At 70.8% G+C, this 14,587-nt stretch carries 14 protein-coding genes; 10 read left to right on the top strand and 4 right to left on the bottom strand.

Annotated elements, in window-relative coordinates:
- Positions 1 to 47 precede the first annotated feature (47 nt).
- The 7 genes from CG747_RS01195 (at position 48) to CG747_RS01165 (ending at position 9,097) form a co-directional block, all read left to right on the top strand.
- Positions 48 to 839: an enhanced serine sensitivity protein SseB C-terminal domain-containing protein gene (locus CG747_RS01195; protein ID WP_100599688.1), complete on the top strand. Its 792-nt coding sequence runs from the start codon at positions 48 to 50 to the stop codon at positions 837 to 839.
- 408 nt (positions 840 to 1,247) lie between these two features.
- Positions 1,248 to 2,246, top strand: coding sequence for an ABC transporter permease (locus CG747_RS01190; RefSeq protein WP_100599687.1), 999 nt, complete (start codon positions 1,248 to 1,250; stop codon positions 2,244 to 2,246).
- A 91-nt stretch (positions 2,247 to 2,337) separates the two neighbouring features.
- Entirely contained in the window at positions 2,338 to 4,089 is a 1,752-nt protein-coding gene (locus CG747_RS01185) for an ABC transporter substrate-binding protein (RefSeq protein ID WP_100599686.1), read from the top strand.
- A 78-nt stretch (positions 4,090 to 4,167) separates the two neighbouring features.
- Positions 4,168 to 5,178, top strand: a complete 1,011-nt coding sequence (locus tag CG747_RS01180; RefSeq protein ID WP_100599685.1) for an ABC transporter permease — start codon at positions 4,168 to 4,170, stop codon at positions 5,176 to 5,178.
- A gap of 164 nt (positions 5,179 to 5,342) precedes the next feature.
- The gene (locus tag CG747_RS01175; RefSeq protein ID WP_100600048.1) at positions 5,343 to 6,434 is read left to right on the top strand and encodes an ABC transporter ATP-binding protein; all 1,092 of its coding nucleotides are present in this window, start codon (positions 5,343 to 5,345) and stop codon (positions 6,432 to 6,434) included.
- Complete coding sequence (locus CG747_RS01170; RefSeq protein ID WP_100599684.1) at positions 6,431 to 7,588, top strand: ABC transporter ATP-binding protein; 1,158 nt, start codon at positions 6,431 to 6,433, stop codon at positions 7,586 to 7,588. Before CG747_RS01175 ends, CG747_RS01170 begins: the two co-directional genes overlap by 4 nt.
- A gap of 99 nt (positions 7,589 to 7,687) precedes the next feature.
- Complete coding sequence (locus CG747_RS01165) at positions 7,688 to 9,097, top strand: M1 family metallopeptidase (RefSeq protein WP_100599683.1); 1,410 nt, start codon at positions 7,688 to 7,690, stop codon at positions 9,095 to 9,097.
- 4 nt (positions 9,098 to 9,101) lie between these two features.
- Here the strand turns inward: CG747_RS01165 and CG747_RS01160 are convergent, their stop codons facing one another.
- A complete protein-coding gene (locus CG747_RS01160) occupies positions 9,102 to 9,740 on the bottom strand; it encodes a trimeric intracellular cation channel family protein (RefSeq protein ID WP_100599682.1) in 639 nt (212 codons plus the stop codon).
- A 116-nt stretch (positions 9,741 to 9,856) separates the two neighbouring features.
- On the opposite strand from CG747_RS01160, the gene CG747_RS01155 reads away from it, so the two are divergent.
- Positions 9,857 to 10,705 (top strand): thioesterase family protein, encoded by an 849-nt coding sequence (locus CG747_RS01155; RefSeq protein ID WP_100599681.1) that lies wholly within the window; start codon positions 9,857 to 9,859, stop codon positions 10,703 to 10,705.
- Here CG747_RS01155 and CG747_RS50630 read toward each other — a convergent pair.
- Both CG747_RS50630 and CG747_RS01145 read right to left on the bottom strand, forming a co-directional pair.
- Positions 10,590 to 10,988 carry a type II toxin-antitoxin system RelE/ParE family toxin gene (locus tag CG747_RS50630; RefSeq protein ID WP_100599680.1) on the bottom strand — a complete coding sequence of 133 codons (399 nt, stop codon included), beginning with the start codon at positions 10,986 to 10,988 and terminating at the stop codon, positions 10,590 to 10,592. The two genes, CG747_RS01155 and CG747_RS50630, sit on opposite strands and share 116 nt — an antisense overlap.
- Positions 10,985 to 11,239 (bottom strand): type II toxin-antitoxin system Phd/YefM family antitoxin, encoded by a 255-nt coding sequence (locus CG747_RS01145; protein ID WP_100599679.1) that lies wholly within the window; start codon positions 11,237 to 11,239, stop codon positions 10,985 to 10,987. Before CG747_RS01145 ends, CG747_RS50630 begins: the two co-directional genes overlap by 4 nt.
- A 108-nt stretch (positions 11,240 to 11,347) precedes the next feature.
- Between CG747_RS01145 and CG747_RS01140 the strand changes: the two genes are divergently transcribed.
- A complete protein-coding gene (locus CG747_RS01140; protein WP_100599678.1) occupies positions 11,348 to 12,517 on the top strand; it encodes a cysteine desulfurase family protein in 1,170 nt (389 codons plus the stop codon).
- Between the two features lie 15 nt (positions 12,518 to 12,532).
- Here the strand turns inward: CG747_RS01140 and CG747_RS01135 are convergent, their stop codons facing one another.
- Entirely contained in the window at positions 12,533 to 13,291 is a 759-nt protein-coding gene (locus tag CG747_RS01135; RefSeq protein WP_257980166.1) for an N-acetylmuramoyl-L-alanine amidase, read from the bottom strand.
- 54 nt (positions 13,292 to 13,345) lie between these two features.
- Between CG747_RS01135 and mnmA the strand changes: the two genes are divergently transcribed.
- The gene (mnmA, locus tag CG747_RS01130; protein ID WP_100599677.1) at positions 13,346 to 14,488 is read left to right on the top strand and encodes a tRNA 2-thiouridine(34) synthase MnmA; all 1,143 of its coding nucleotides are present in this window, start codon (positions 13,346 to 13,348) and stop codon (positions 14,486 to 14,488) included.
- Positions 14,489 to 14,587 lie beyond the last annotated feature (99 nt).

The following is a 14,587-nucleotide window of genomic DNA, read 5'->3' as shown; positions in this document are numbered from 1 at the left end:
GGAACGACGGGCGGGCGCAGGCCCTGCCGGGAGAAGGGACGGACCACGTGAGCGCGGGTGCGCATCAGGGGGCGGCGGCGGCCGACCAGGTCGAGCAGATGCTGCGGCAGGTCTCGCCCGGGCGCTATGACGCCTACGAGGCGCTGCTGGGTGCCCTCGCACACGGCCAGGTCTGGATGCTCCTGTGGCACGGCCGGGCCGGACAACCCGACGCGCAGTACGGCAACATGGAGGTCGACGGGCTGGGCTACGCCCCCTGTGTGACCTCCGCGGCCGAACTCGCCGCCTCCGGCTGGACCCGCGACCACGAACTCGTCAGCGGTCCCGAGATCGCCGCCTCCCTCTTCCCCGACCGCTGGGGGCTGTGGCTGAACCCGCACGCTCCCGGCGGCGGGGTCGGCATCCCCTGGCTCGACCTGCGCCGGATCGCCGCCGGTCTCGACCGGCTGCCCGCCGGGCCGCTGCGGATCTCCGAACCGGTCATCGACATTCCGCAGTTCTACGCCCTGCTCGCGCAGAACGCCCACCGGACACCCCCGGTGCGGTCGTTGCGCCGCGCCTGGGTGCAACCCGCCCTCGGCGCCCCCTATCTGGCCATCGGGCTGGACCTGTACGACACCGGGCAGCCGTCGGTGGACGCCGCACGGCTGATGATCCAGCAGTCGATGGGCGCCGTGCCGGACGGGCTGCCGGTCTCCACGGTCGCCATGAACGACGAGTACGACCCGGTCGGCATGTGGATGCGGGCCTGCACCCGCCCGTTCTTCGACCGCGACGGCTACGCCCAGCCGCCCGTGCCCGGTCCCACCTACGGTTACGGCTACCCCCGCCCGTACTGACGCCGGCGGGTGCCCGCGCGGCCCCGCACGCTGTCGATCTTGGGGTGGAATCCCCCCATCCGCCCGGCGGTTGACGGCCCTTCCGGCCGCCCGGCGCACCGCTCAGTCCGCCTTTCTGTTCGTATAACGGAAGGCCGTGGACCACATCACAGTTGCGCATCCATTCACCGCCAGGGCTGGTGAGTGATCGCGACTCGGATGAAGACTCCCGGCATCGAGGACCTCGGTCCTTTGTACGAGCGTCATCCCCGCCGGCGTCCTGCGCACCTTTGATTCGTCCGCAGTGCCAACTCCCGTGAGACCCGGAGGAGATGGCGGCAGGGGAACACCAGTGACGCAGATACCAGGCCGCTACCGCGGCGGGCACAGGCCGGCCACCCCGTCGGCCGGGAGGGGTTCTGAAGCACCGTGACCGCACCGATCGAGACCACAGGGGCGGCTGCGCAGGCGCAGCCGGAAGCGGTGCTGGAGGGCGTGGAGAGCAAGCGGATCGAGGGGCGTTCGCTCGGCCAGATCGCGTGGTTGCGCTTCCGCCGCGACAAGGTCGCCATGGCGGGTGCCATCGTTGTCATCCTGCTCATCCTGATCGCCGCGTTCTCCCGACCGCTCCAGGCGCTGTTCGGGTTGGACCCGAACCAGCCGTACCAAGACCTGATCGACCCCAACACCACCCTTCCCAAGGGCGACTTCGGCGGGATGAGCGTCGACCACCCCCTGGGCGTGGACCCCAAGTTCGGCCGCGACCTGCTCGCCCGGATCCTGGAGGGCTCCTGGGTGTCGCTGCTGGTGGCGTTCGGCGCGACGCTGCTGTCGGTGGCCATCGGCACCGTCCTCGGCGTGATCGCCGGCTTCTACCGCGGGCGGGTGGACGCCTTCATCAGCCGGCTGATGGACGTCTTCCTGGCCTTCCCGCTGCTGCTGTTCGCCATCGCGATCTCCGCATCGCTCCAGGGCGGCGCGTTCGGCCTGGACGGCCTGCCGCTGCACATCTCGGTCCTGATCTTCGTGATCGGCTTCTTCAACTGGCCCTACATGGGCCGGATCGTGCGGGCCCAGACCCTGTCGCTGCGGGAGCGGGAGTTCGTGTCCGCCGCCCGCGGCCTGGGCGCCCGCGGGCCGTTCATCCTCTTCCGGGAACTCCTGCCCAACCTCGTGGGACCGATCATCGTCTACTCGACGCTGCTGATCCCCTCCAACATCCTCTTCGAGGCGGCGCTGAGCTTCCTGGGCGTCGGAATCCAGCCACCCCAGTCGTCCTGGGGCGGCACGCTCACCCAGGCGGTCAAGTACTACGAGGTCGATCCCCAATACATGATCGTCCCCGGCCTCGCGATCTTCGTCACCGTGCTCGCGTTCAACCTGCTCGGTGACGGTCTGAGGGACGCGTTGGACCCGCGCAGCCGGTAAGCGGCTGCCGGGCCCCCGACCGGGCGCGCACCTTTTGTCACTGCCGTTTCGAATTGACGTTTCACGACGAACGAAGGGGACACCGAGCATCATGCGAAGGTCACTTCCGGTCGCGACTGTCGCGGCCATCACCAGTGCGGGCCTTTTGCTGGCCGGCTGCAGCGGAAAGGGGTCCTCCGACGACAGCTCGGCGGGGGCCAACGCCGCCACCAAGGGCGTCGTCAACGCCTCGGACGAGAAGGGGGGCACCGTCACCTACGCGATGAGCGACGCCCCCGAGTCCTTCGACCCGGGCAACACCTACTACGCCTTCGTGTACAACTTCAGCCGCCTGTACGCGCGCCCGCTCACGACCTTCAAGCCGGGTCCCGGCACCAAGGGCGAGCAACTGGTCCCGGACCTCGCCGAGTCGATGGGCAAGCCCAGCGACGGCGGCAAGACCTGGACGTACAAGCTGCGCTCGGGCGTGAAGTTCGAAGACGGGACCCCGGTCACGTCCCAGGACGTCAAGTACGCGGTGGAGCGCAGCAACTTCGCCCGCGACACCCTCTCCCTGGGCCCGAACTACTTCCAGCAGTTCCTCCAGGACAACGACGGCGGCTACAAGGGCCCCTACAAGGACAAGAGCAAGGACGGGCTCAAGTCCATAGAGACGCCCGACCCGCAGACGATCGTCTTCCACCTGAACAAGCCGTTCGCGGAGTTCGACTACCTGGTCAGCGCCCCGCAGACCGCCCCGGTCCCGCAGGCCAAGGACAAGGGCGCGGACTACACCAAGCAGGTCGTCTCCACGGGCTCGTACAAGTTCGAGAGCTACCAGGAGGGCAAGAAGCTCACCCTGGTCCGCAACCCGCAGTGGTCCGCCAAGACCGACCCGCTGCGCAAGCAGCTGCCGGACAAGATCGTCCTCAACCTGAAGGTCGCGCAGTCGACCATCGACAAGGACCTCCAGTCCGGCAACACCATGGTCGACATGGCCGGCCGCGGCGTCGACGGCCAGACCCAGGCCCAGCTGCTGACCGACCCCACGCAGAAGGGCCACACCGACAACGCGCTCGGCCAGCGCCTGGTCTACACGGCGCTCAACACCAAGGTCGCGCCGTTCGACAACGTCGAGTGCCGCAAGGCCGTCGAGTACGCCATCGACAAGAAGGCCGTGCAGACCGCGCTCGGCGGCCCGATCCGCGGTGACATCGCCTCCACGGTCCTGCCGACGGACATCGCCGGCTACCAGAAGTTCGACCTGTACCCGCAGAAGTACACCGGCGACAACCTGGACCTGACCGAGGCCAAGGCGCACTGGAAGAAGTGCGGCGCCGGCAACGTCAACACCACGATCCTGGCGCGCAACGACCGCCAGGACGAGGTCGACGCGGCCACCTCGATCATCGGCTCGCTGAAGAAGATCGGCGTCAACGCCAAGATCCAGTCGTACCCGACCAGCAAGTACTTCTCGGACTACGCCGGTGTGCCGGCGTTCAACAAGTCCAACAACGTCGGTCTGATCATGATGCAGTGGGGAGCCGACTTCCCGACCGGCTACGGCTACCTGCAGCAGATCCTCAACGGCAAGGCGATCAGCCAGTCCGGCAACACCAACCTGTCCCAGCTGGACGACCCGGACATCAACAACCTGCTCAACAGTGCCATCGCCAACACCGACCAGGCCGCCCGCGAGAAGGCGTACGGGGACATCGACCGGAAGGCGATGGAGCAGGCGGCGATCGTCCCGCTGACCTACTTCAAGGTCCTGATGTACCGCTCGCCCAAGGCCACCAACATGGTGTCCACCTCGGCCTTCAGCGGTGAGTACGACTACCTCAACATCGGCGTCAAGAAGTAGCAGCCCTGGAAGGCAGGTGAAGGCATTGGTGTCCGCGGGCCGGTCGCTCCCGGCCCGCGGCACCGGCGCCGCATTCCCGTGTTCTCGTACATCATCCGCAGGTTGATCAGCGCAGTGATCCTGCTGCTGATCGTCAGCGCGGTCACTTTCGGCATCTTCTTCCTGCTGCCGAAACTGGCCGGGCAGACCACCGACCAGCTTGCCCAGCAGTACATCGGAAAGGCCCCCACAGCCGCGGACATCGCCGCGGTCAAGCAGAACCTCGGCCTGGACAAGCCCGTGTACGAGCAGTACTGGGACTTCATCAAGGGCATCTTCGTCGGCGTCGACTACAAGTTCGGACCGGACGCGGCCACCTGCCACGTGCCGTGCTTCGGCTACTCCTTCAAGACCCACATCGAGGTCTGGCCGGAGATCCAGTCCCGGCTCCCGGTGACGCTGTCGCTGGCCGCCGGCGCCGCGGTGCTGTGGGTCGTCTCCGGTGTCGCCACCGGTGTGCTCTCCGCGCTCCGCCCCGGTTCGCTCTTCGACCGGCTGGCGATGGGTGTGGCGCTGGCCGGCGTCTCGCTCCCGATGTTCTTCACCGGCGCGCTGGCCCTGGCCCTGTTCACCTACCAGTGGCCGCTCTTCCAACGCAGTGACTACATACCGCTGCTGGACGACCCGCTGGGCTGGGCCCGGACCCTGGTCCTGCCCTGGGTCACGCTGGCCTTCCTCTACTCGGCGCTCTACGCCCGGCTCACCCGGGCCGGCATGCTGGAGACGCTGAGCGAGGACTACATCCGCACCGCCCGCGCCAAGGGCCTGCGGGAGCGCCGGGTGGTGGTGCGGCACGGTCTGCGGGCCGCGCTCACCCCGATCATGACCGTCTTCGGCATGGACCTGGGCCTGCTGCTCGGTGGTGCGCTCATCACCGAACAGGTCTTCTCGCTCAAGGGAGTCGGCGCCTTCGCGGTGGACTCCATCAACGCCAACGACCTGCCGAACGTGCTCGGCGTCACGCTGCTCGCCGCGTTCTTCGTCGTCCTTTGCAACCTGGTGGTGGACCTCCTGTACGCCGCCGTCGACCCGCGGGTGAGGCTCTCGTGACCGACTCTTCCGAGGACAAGACCACGGCGGCCGGGAAGCCCGCCGCCGAGGAGCCTGCGAAGGCTGCGGAGTCGGCGAAGGCTGAGGAGCCTGCGAAGGCCGAAGAGCCGGTTAAGGCCGAGGAGCCCGCGAAGGCTGCGGAGCTCACGAAGGCCGAAGAGCCGGTGAAGGCCGAGGCGACCGGGGTCGAGGTGACCGAGCCCGGCGCGGCCGGGAGCCCCTCCGCCTTCCTCGAAGTGCGGGACCTGAAGGTGCACTTCCCCACCGACGACGGCCTGGTGAAGTCCGTCGACGGGCTGACCTTCAGCCTGGAGAAGGGCCGGACGCTCGGCATCGTCGGCGAGTCCGGCTCCGGCAAGTCGGTGACCTCGCTGGCGATCATGGGCCTGCACCGGGCCTCCCGCCAGCAGCGCAGCAAGGTCCGGATGTCCGGCGAGATCTGGCTGGACGGCAAGGAGCTGGTCGCCGCCGAACCCGACGAGGTGCGTCGGCTGCGCGGCCGCGAGATGGCGATGATCTTCCAGGACCCGCTGTCCGCGCTGCACCCCTTCTACACGGTCGGCCAGCAGATCGTGGAGGCGTACCGCGTCCACCACGACGTCGACAAGAAGACCGCGCGCAAGCGGGCGGTCGAGATGCTCGACCGGGTCGGCATCCCGCAGCCCGACAAGCGGGTGGACGACCATCCGCACCAGTTCTCCGGCGGTATGCGCCAGCGCGCCATGATCGCGATGGCGCTGGTCAACAACCCCGAGCTGCTGATCGCGGACGAGCCCACCACCGCCCTGGACGTCACCGTCCAGGCGCAGATCCTGGACCTGATCCGCGATCTGCAGAAGGAGTTCGGCTCGGCGGTCATCATCATCACCCACGACCTGGGCGTGGTCGCCGAGATCGCCGACGACCTGCTGGTGATGTACGGCGGCCGGTGCGTGGAACGGGGCCCCTCGGACGAGGTGTTCGGCGCCCCGCAGCACCCCTACACCTGGGGTCTGCTCGGCTCCATGCCGCGGATCGACCGCGACCAGACCGAACGGCTGATCCCGGTCAAGGGCTCGCCGCCGAGCCTGATCAACGTGCCGTCCGGCTGTGCCTTCAACCCCCGTTGCCCGTACGCGGACGTCCCCAAGGACAACGTCACCCGCACGGTGCGCCCCGAACTGCAGCAGGTCGACGGCCGGCACTTCTCGGCCTGCCACCTGCCGCAGGAGGAGCGGCAGCGTATCTGGACCGAAGAGATTGCGCCGAAGCTGTGACCGAGACCAACGAGACGACCGAGACGACCGAGACGACCGAGTCCAACAAGACGACCGGGACGACCGGGACCCCCGAGACCACTGAGGCGACCCCGGCCACCGGGAGCCCGGAGCAGGACCGGACACCGCTGCTCACGGTCCGCGGCCTGGTCCGGCACTTCCCGATCACCAAGGGCCTGCTCAAGCGGAAGGTCGGCGCGGTCCAGGCGGTCGACGGGATCGACTTCGACGTCTTCCCCGGGGAGACCCTGGGCGTCGTCGGCGAGTCCGGCTGCGGCAAGTCGACGATGGGCCGGCTGATCACCCGGCTCGACGAGCCGACCGGCGGCTCCATCGAGTTCGAGGGCCAGGACATCACCCATCTGTCCCCGGGCAAGCTGCGCCCGCTGCGCCGCGACGTCCAGATGATCTTCCAGGACCCGTACGGTTCGCTGAACCCGCGGCACACCATCGGCGGGATCGTCTCCACCCCCTTCCGGCTCCAGGGCGTCGAGCCCGAGGGCGGGGTCAAGAAGGAGGTGCAGCGGCTGCTGGAGCTGGTGGGTCTGAGCCCGGAGCACTACAACCGCTATCCGCACGAGTTCTCCGGCGGCCAGCGCCAGCGCATCGGGATCGCCCGGGCGCTGGCCCTCAAGCCCAAGCTGGTGGTCGCCGACGAGCCGGTCTCCGCCCTCGACGTCTCCATTCAGGCCCAGGTCGTCAACCTCATGGACGACCTGCAGGAGGAGCTGGGGCTGACCTACGTCATCATCGCCCACGACCTCTCGGTCATCCGGCACGTCTCGGACCGGATCGCGGTGATGTACCTCGGCAAGATCGTCGAACTGGCCGACCGCGACGCGCTGTACGCGTCGCCGCGGCACCCGTACACCAAGGCGCTGCTCTCGGCGGTGCCGGTGCCGGACCCCAAGCGCCGCACCAAGCGCGACCGGATCCTGCTCAAGGGCGACGTCCCCTCGCCGATCAACCCGCCGTCCGGCTGCCGGTTCCGCACCCGCTGCTGGAAGGTGACGGAGGAGTGCGCCACCACCGAACCGCCGCTGGTCCGGCTGCGGACCGGGCACCAGGTGGCCTGCCACCACCCCGAGGGCGAGACCGACAACTCCGGTGCGGCGACCGAAAGTTCGGGCGGTAAGGCATCAAGTGGACAGTAACACCTGACGACTTGGCAAAGTCGCTGGTGAAGCAGGGCGGGAGAGTGCAGAGTCGGCGCGGTTGTTCTTCTCACATCCGCGTAACCGAAGGGACGGCTCATGGCACTCTCCCGTTCTGCGCGTCGCTCCTCCCGCTGGCTCGCCCTGGCCACCGCGGTGGCCTCGGCCGCCACCATCGCCGCGGCCCCGGCGGCCACACCGGGCGCCCCCGGCATCGGTGACCCCTACTTCCCCAACCTCGGCAACGGCGGCTACACGCCCCTCCACTACGACCTGGGCGTCAGCTACCACCCGGACTCCGGCCGGCTCGACGGCCGGACCACGCTGTCCGCCCGGGCCACCCAGAGCCTCTCCTCGTTCGACCTGGACCTCCAGAAGCTGACCGTCGACCAGGTCCGGGTCGACGGCCGACCCGCCCGCTTCTCCAGAACCGGCGACGAACTCGTCGTCCGCCCCGGCCGCCCGCTCTCCCGCGGCGAGCGCTTCACCGTCACGGTCGTCTACCACGGCGTCCCGCAGCCGCTCAGCGGCCCGATCGTCTTCGGTTCCCAGTACGGCTGGATGAAGACCAAGGACGGGGTGTTCGTGGCCTGCGAGCCCAACGCCGCCTCGACGTGGTTCCCCTCCAGCGACCATCCGGACGAGAAGGCCACCTACGACATCCGGATCGACGCCCCGAAGGGGCTGACCGGGGTCTCCAACGGGCGGCTGGTCGGCTCCGGCGAACACGGCGACCGGGCCTGGTTCCACTGGCGCGAGAGCCGCCCGATGGCGCCGTACCTGGCCACCGCCACCATCGGGAAGTTCGACGTCCGCACCGGCACCACCCCGGGCGGCACCCCGATCTACGTCTCCACCGACCCGACCCTCCCGACCGGCAAGGTCGACGTCTACGGCGTCACCGCGGAGGCCACCGACTACTGGTCGAAGCTCTTCGGGCCGTACCCCTTCGAGGAGACCGGCGCGATCGTGGACGACATGCCGCAGGCCGGCTTCTCCCTGGAGGTGCAGTCCAAGCCGGCCTACTCCGCGGTCCGCAGCGAGAGCACCATCGTCCACGAGCTGGCCCACCAGTGGTTCGGCGACTCGGTCTCGGTCCGGCAGTGGAAGGACATCTGGCTCAACGAGGGCTTCGCCACCTATGCCCAGTGGCTGTGGGCCGAGCACCGCGGCACCGCCTCCGCCCACGACGCCTTCCGCAAGGCGTACGCGGCCGCCCCGGCCGACGACGCCTTCTGGAAGATCAAGGTCTCCGACCCGCAGCGGGACACCATGTTCTCCGACGCGGTCTACGAGCGCGGCGCGATGACCCTCCAAGCGCTGCGCGAACGCATCGGCGACCGGGCCTTCTTCCGGCTGCTGCCGGCCTGGACCGCCCGGCACCGCTACGGCAACGCGGACACCGGCGACTTCATCGCGCTGGCCGAGAAGATCTCCGGGCAGCGGCTCGGGGACCTCTTCCACACCTGGCTGGACACCCAGAGCCGCCCCGCGCTGCCGGGGGCGTGACCGGCTAGCCGGCGTCGGCGCCCTTCTTGCCCCGGTCGCGCAGCTGCTGCGGCCGGGGCAGGTGCAGCCCCAGATAGAGCGCGCCCATCCGGAGTGCGAACACCAACCCCGCCGAGACCACCGCGGCGGGGTTGGCCCCGGCCCCGAGGCGGTCCAGCAGCAGGTAGCAGCAGGCGCCGGCCAGCGCCGCGATGGCGTAGACGTCCTCCCGCAGCAGCAGCGGCGGGAACTCCCCGCACAGCACGTCGCGGATGACCTCGCCGGCGACGCCGGTCAGCACCGCCAGGATGACGACCGCGAGCGGGGTGGCCCCCGCCGCGATGGCCGCCCGGGCCCCGATCACCGTGACCACGGAGAGCCCGATCGCGTCGACCACCAGCAGCGACTTCCGCGGCAGCGACCAGAAGCGCAGATAGACGATGGTGCCCACGCCGACGCAGATGATGACCGTCAGCAGTACCCAGTCGTGCGTCCAGTACAGCGGCCGGCGGTCCAGGATCACATCGCGCAGCGTGCCGCCGGAGATCGAGGCGGCGAACGCGAGGACCAGGCCGCCGAACGGATCCATGTTGGCGCGGTAGGCCGCCAGTACGCCGCTCGCGGCGAAGGCCGAGACCCCGATCAGGTAGAGCACGTGAAGCATGCGGTCATGATGACAGCAGCGGAGTGGATCGCTCCGGGCGCGTTCCCCACTCGACTCCGGACCGTTCCTCGAATTTGACACTACCGGTCGGTAATCAATCGGTGTAGCGTGCCGCCATGGCAACGGTGACCGCAGGAAATAGCGAGTTCGACCGCGACACCGCGGTCACCCGGCGCGCCCCGGGCGTCTACGACACCCACCTCTCCGCGGGCTGGACGATCATCAACGCCGTCAACGGCGGCTACCTCCTCGCCCTGATGGGCCGCGCCCTGGGCGAAGCGCTCCCGCACCCGGACCCGCTCACCATCACCGCGCACTACCTCACCGCCTCCGTGCCCGGCCCCGCCGTCGTCCGCACGGACGTGGTCCGCACCGGCCGCACCCTCTCCACCGGCACCGCCACCCTCGTCCAGTTCGCCGACGACGGCACCGAGGTCGAGCGGATGCGGGTGCTCGCCACCTACGGAGACCTCGCCGCCCTCCCCGACGACGTGCGCACCACCGCCAAGCCCCCGGCCCTCCCGCCCTACGAGCACTGCCTGGGCACGGACAGCGCGCCGGGCGACCGGCCGGCCATCCCCGGCAGCACCGCGATCGCCGAGCGCCTGGACATCCGGCTCGATCCGGAGACCGTGGGCTGGGCGGTGGGCGCCCCGTCCGGCAAGGGCGAGATGCGCGGCTGGTTCGGCCTGGCCGACGGCCGCGAGCCCGACCCGCTCTCCCTCCTGCTGACCGTCGACGCGCTGCCGCCCACCGCCTTCGAGATGGGCCTGCGCGGCTGGGTCCCCACCGTCGAGCTGACCTGCCACGTCCGGCAGCGCCCGGCGCCCGGCCCGCTCCGGGTGTCCATCACCACCCGCAATCTGGCCGGCGGCTTCCTGGAGGAGGACGCCGAGGTCTGGGACTCCGAGGACCGGCTGGTCGCCCAGTCCCGCCAGCTGGCCCGCACGATCCTGGCGAGGTAGCCGGGCCCGCCGCCGGGCCCCGGGTGCCGGGTCGGGCCGCCCGTCCCACGTGGATGACGACGACCGTCACCGTGGTGTCGCTGATCTCGTACAGGGCGCGATATCTGCCGCTGTGGATACGGCGCAGGTCCGGTGAGCCGTAGGGGATCGACCCTTCGGGGCGCGGGCATTCCGCCAGCAGGTCGATGGAGGCGAAGAGTTGGCGTAAGCCCTCGGGGTCGTCCTTGAGGAACAGGGCGGCCGCGTCCGGCGCGGGCTCGTCCCAGATGACGTCATAGCTCACTCGTGCTCCACGCCGAGGCGTGCGCGTGCTTCGTCGTGCGGCACGCCGCGGACGGCGCCGGCCGCCTGCCGGGCGCGGTATTCGGCGAGGGCGAGGGCGTCCTCGATGTCGGCCAGTTCCTGGGGGTTTATCAGCACCGCGGCGGGCTGCCCGTGATCGGTGATGGTGATGCGCTCGCGGGCGAGCGCGGTCCGGCGGACGAGCGAACCGAAGCAGGCCCGGGCCTCGGTCATCGCATAGGTGTCAGTCATGTACAGAACTGCACACTTCTGTCGCGGCCCTGGCTGGAGCGTGCGCCTTGGGGAATGCGCCCCCGCGCGGGTCGTGCGCCCCGGGGTGGCTCGTAGAATCAGCGGACCATGGTTTACCTCGACCACGCCGCCACCACCCCGATGCTCCCGGAGGCGGTGCAGGCGATGACCGCCCAGCTGACCGTCACCGGCAACGCGTCCTCCCTGCATGCCGCCGGCCGGCGGGCCCGGCGCACCGTCGAGGAGGCGCGGGAATCGCTCGCCGCCTCCCTGGGTGCGCGCCCCAGTGAAGTCGTCTTCACGGCGGGCGGCACCGAGGCCGACAACCTCGCGGTGAAGGGCCTGTACTGGTCCCGCCGGGCGGCCGATCCGGCGCGTACCCGGATCCTCGCCAGCCCCGTCGAGCACCACGCCGTCCTGGACACCGTCGAATGGCTCGCCGAGCACGAGGGCGCCACCGTCGACTGGCTGCCGGTCGACCGCTACGGCCGGGTGCATGCCGAGGCGCTGCGCGCGGCGATCGGCCGCAACCCCGCGGACGTCGCGCTGGCCACCGTGATGTGGGCCAACAACGAGATCGGCACCGTCCAGCCGGTCCGTGAACTCGCCGAGGTGGCAAGGGAGTTCGAGGTCCCGCTGCATGCCGACGCGGTGCAGGCGGTCGGCCAGCTGGACGTCGACTTCGCCGCTTCCGGGCTGGCCGCGATGACCGTCTCCGGTCACAAGATCGGCGGCCCGTACGGGATCGGCGCGCTGCTGCTGCGCCGCGAGTACGCCCCGGTGCCCGTGCTGCACGGCGGCGGCCAGGAGCGCCATGTCCGCTCCGGCACCCTCGACACCCCCGCCATCGCCGCGTTCGCCGCGGCCGGCCGGTACGCCGTCGCGCACCGGGAGGAGTTCGCCCGCGAGATCGGCGCGCTCCGCGACGACCTGATCAAGGCGGTGCGGGCCGCCGCCCCCGACGCCCTCCTCGGTGGCGACCCGGACCCGGCCGGCCGCCTCCCGGCCAACGCCCACTTCACCTTCCCCGGCTGCGAGGGCGACTCCCTGCTGCTCCTGCTGGACGCCCAGGGCATCGCCTGCTCCACCGGCTCCGCCTGCACCGCCGGTGTCGCCCAGCCCAGCCACGTCCTGCTGGCCACCGGGATGTCCCAGGACCTCGCCCGCGGCACCCTCCGCTTCTCGCTGGGCCACACCTCCACCGCCCAGGACGTGGCGGCACTGGCGGACGTCATCGGTCCGGTGGTGGAGCGGGCCCGGGGCGCGGGGCTGAGCTAGGGCGGGTCCGGTGCCTCACGCCCGGGGCGCGGGGCGGCGCAGTTCCGCCCGGACCAGCGTGAGGTAGCGGTCCCAGTCCCAGTGCGGCCCGGGGTCGGTGTGGTCGGTGCCCGGGACCTCGATGTGGCCGACGATGTGCTCCCGGTCGGCCGGGAAGCCGTACCGCCGGCAGATCCCGGCCGTCAGCCGGGCCGACGCGGCGTACATGTCCGGGGTGAAGGACTCCGGCCGGTCCACGAACCCCGCGTGCTCGATGCCCACGCTGCGCTCGTTGTAGCCGCGGTTCCCGGCGTGGAACGCCACGTCCAGCTCGCGGACGGCCTGCGCGACGTGCCCGTCACCGCGGACGACGTAGTGCGCCGACGCCTCGTGGAACGGGTCCCGGAACACCTTCAGCGCGGTGGCGAAGCTGCCCTGGACGACGTGGACCACCACCCGGTCGACGGTGTAGTCGTCCGGGCGGCCGGCCTGCCGGTAGTTCGCCGGGGACGCGGCCGACCACTGCGCGCCGGCGAAGTCGACCTCGCCCTCCTTGCGGGGCCGGCTGTTCCCCGGCAGCCGCCACCACCAGTACGCCAGCTCCTCGCGGGCCGCGACGGCCGTCGCCCCCGCGGCCACCACGGCCCCGCCGCCGAGCAGCAGCGCCCGGCGCCGGGTGAGCCGCTTCCCGGCGCGCTCCCCGGTCGCCGGCCGGTCCGTCGCGTGCCGTTCCCCGTCCCGCCCCCCGGCCGAGGGCAGCCGTTCCTCGTCCCGCGTCTCTTCCGTCGCCGCCATGCCCTCCACAACGCTTTCCGGGCGCGTTCCGGTTCCGTCTACTCTTGAGGGGCTATGACTGATGCCGCCGCCCCCCGCCTCCGCGTTCTCGCCGCCATGTCCGGTGGCGTGGACTCCGCCGTCGCCGCCGCCCGCGCCGCCGAGGCCGGCCACGACGTCACCGGGGTCCACCTCGCGCTGTCCGAGAACCCCAAGTCGTTCCGCACCGGCGCCCGCGGCTGTTGCACCATCGAGGACTCCCACGACGCCCGCCGCGCCGCCGACGTGATCGGCATCCCGTTCTACGTCTGGGACCTCGCCGAGCGCTTCCGCGAGGACGTCGTCGAGGACTTCATCGCGGAGTACGAGGCCGGGCGCACCCCGAACCCCTGCCTCCGCTGCAACGAGAAGATCAAGTTCGCCGCCCTCCTGGACAAGGCGCTCGCCCTGGGCTTCGACGCGGTGTGCACCGGCCACTACGCCAAGGTGATCCTCCGCGAGGACGGCGCCCGCGAGCTGCACCGCGCCGCCGACATGGCCAAGGACCAGTCCTACGTCCTCGGCGTGCTCGACGACCGGCAGCTGGCGCACGCCATGTTCCCGCTCGGCGACACCCCCACCACCAAGGCCGAGATCCGCGAAGAGGCTGCCCGCCGCGGCCTGTTCGTCGCCAAGAAGCCCGACAGCCACGACATCTGCTTCATCGCCGACGGCGACACCCAGGGCTTCCTCGCCAAGCGGCTGGGCACCGCCGAGGGCGCCATCGTCGACGAGTCCGGGGAGGTCCTGGGCAGCCACGACGGCGCCTACGGCTTCACCATCGGGCAGCGCAAGGGCCTGCGGCTGGGCCGCCCGGCCGCGGACGGCAAGCCCCGCTACGTCCTCGACATCTCCCCGGTGAACAACACCGTCACGGTCGGCCCGGCCGACTCCCTCGACGTGACGGCGCTCACCGCGATCCGCCCCCGCTGGTGCGGCCGCCCGCCGGCCTCCGGTCCGGCCGTCTACACCGCCCAGCTCCGTGCCCACGGCGGTGAGACCGAGGTCAGCGCGGAGGTCGTCGACGACTCCCTCCACGTGGCCTTCGCCGAGCCGGTCCGCGGGGTCGCCCCCGGCCAGGCGATCGTCCTCTACGACGGCACCCGGGTGGTCGGTTCGGCGACGATCGCCACCACGGTCCGCCGGCCGGCCGCCGCGCCGGCGCCGCAGGCCGGCTGACCCCACCCTCACCACGGGCCGCTCCACCTCGCTCCCGACCCGACCCGCCCGCACCACGGGCCCCGGCGTCACATCTGACAAATGTCACGGCCAAGTCGG

This window comes from Streptomyces sp. CB02959 (assembly GCF_002803155.1).
Lineage (GTDB): Bacteria > Actinomycetota > Actinomycetes > Streptomycetales > Streptomycetaceae > Streptomyces.
Note: the sequence above shows the minus strand (reverse complement) of the source record. Positions and strands in the feature narration are given on the sequence as shown.

Bases quoted from the DNA above. Each gene is read 5' to 3' on its own strand.
- CG747_RS01185 (WP_100599686.1), top strand. From the start codon at position 2,338: ATGCGAAGGTCACTTCCGGTCGCGACTGTCGCGGCCATCACCAGTGCG.
- CG747_RS01165 (WP_100599683.1), top strand. From the start codon at position 7,688: ATGGCACTCTCCCGTTCTGCGCGTCGCTCCTCCCGCTGGCTCGCCCTG.
- CG747_RS01160 (WP_100599682.1), bottom strand. From the start codon at position 9,740: ATGCTTCACGTGCTCTACCTGATCGGGGTCTCGGCCTTCGCCGCGAGC.
- CG747_RS01155 (WP_100599681.1), top strand. From the start codon at position 9,857: ATGGCAACGGTGACCGCAGGAAATAGCGAGTTCGACCGCGACACCGCG.
- CG747_RS01145 (WP_100599679.1), bottom strand. From the start codon at position 11,239: ATGACTGACACCTATGCGATGACCGAGGCCCGGGCCTGCTTCGGTTCG.
- CG747_RS01140 (WP_100599678.1), top strand. From the start codon at position 11,348: ATGGTTTACCTCGACCACGCCGCCACCACCCCGATGCTCCCGGAGGCG.
- CG747_RS01135 (WP_257980166.1), bottom strand. From the start codon at position 13,291: ATGGCGGCGACGGAAGAGACGCGGGACGAGGAACGGCTGCCCTCGGCC.
- mnmA (WP_100599677.1), top strand. From the start codon at position 13,346: ATGACTGATGCCGCCGCCCCCCGCCTCCGCGTTCTCGCCGCCATGTCC.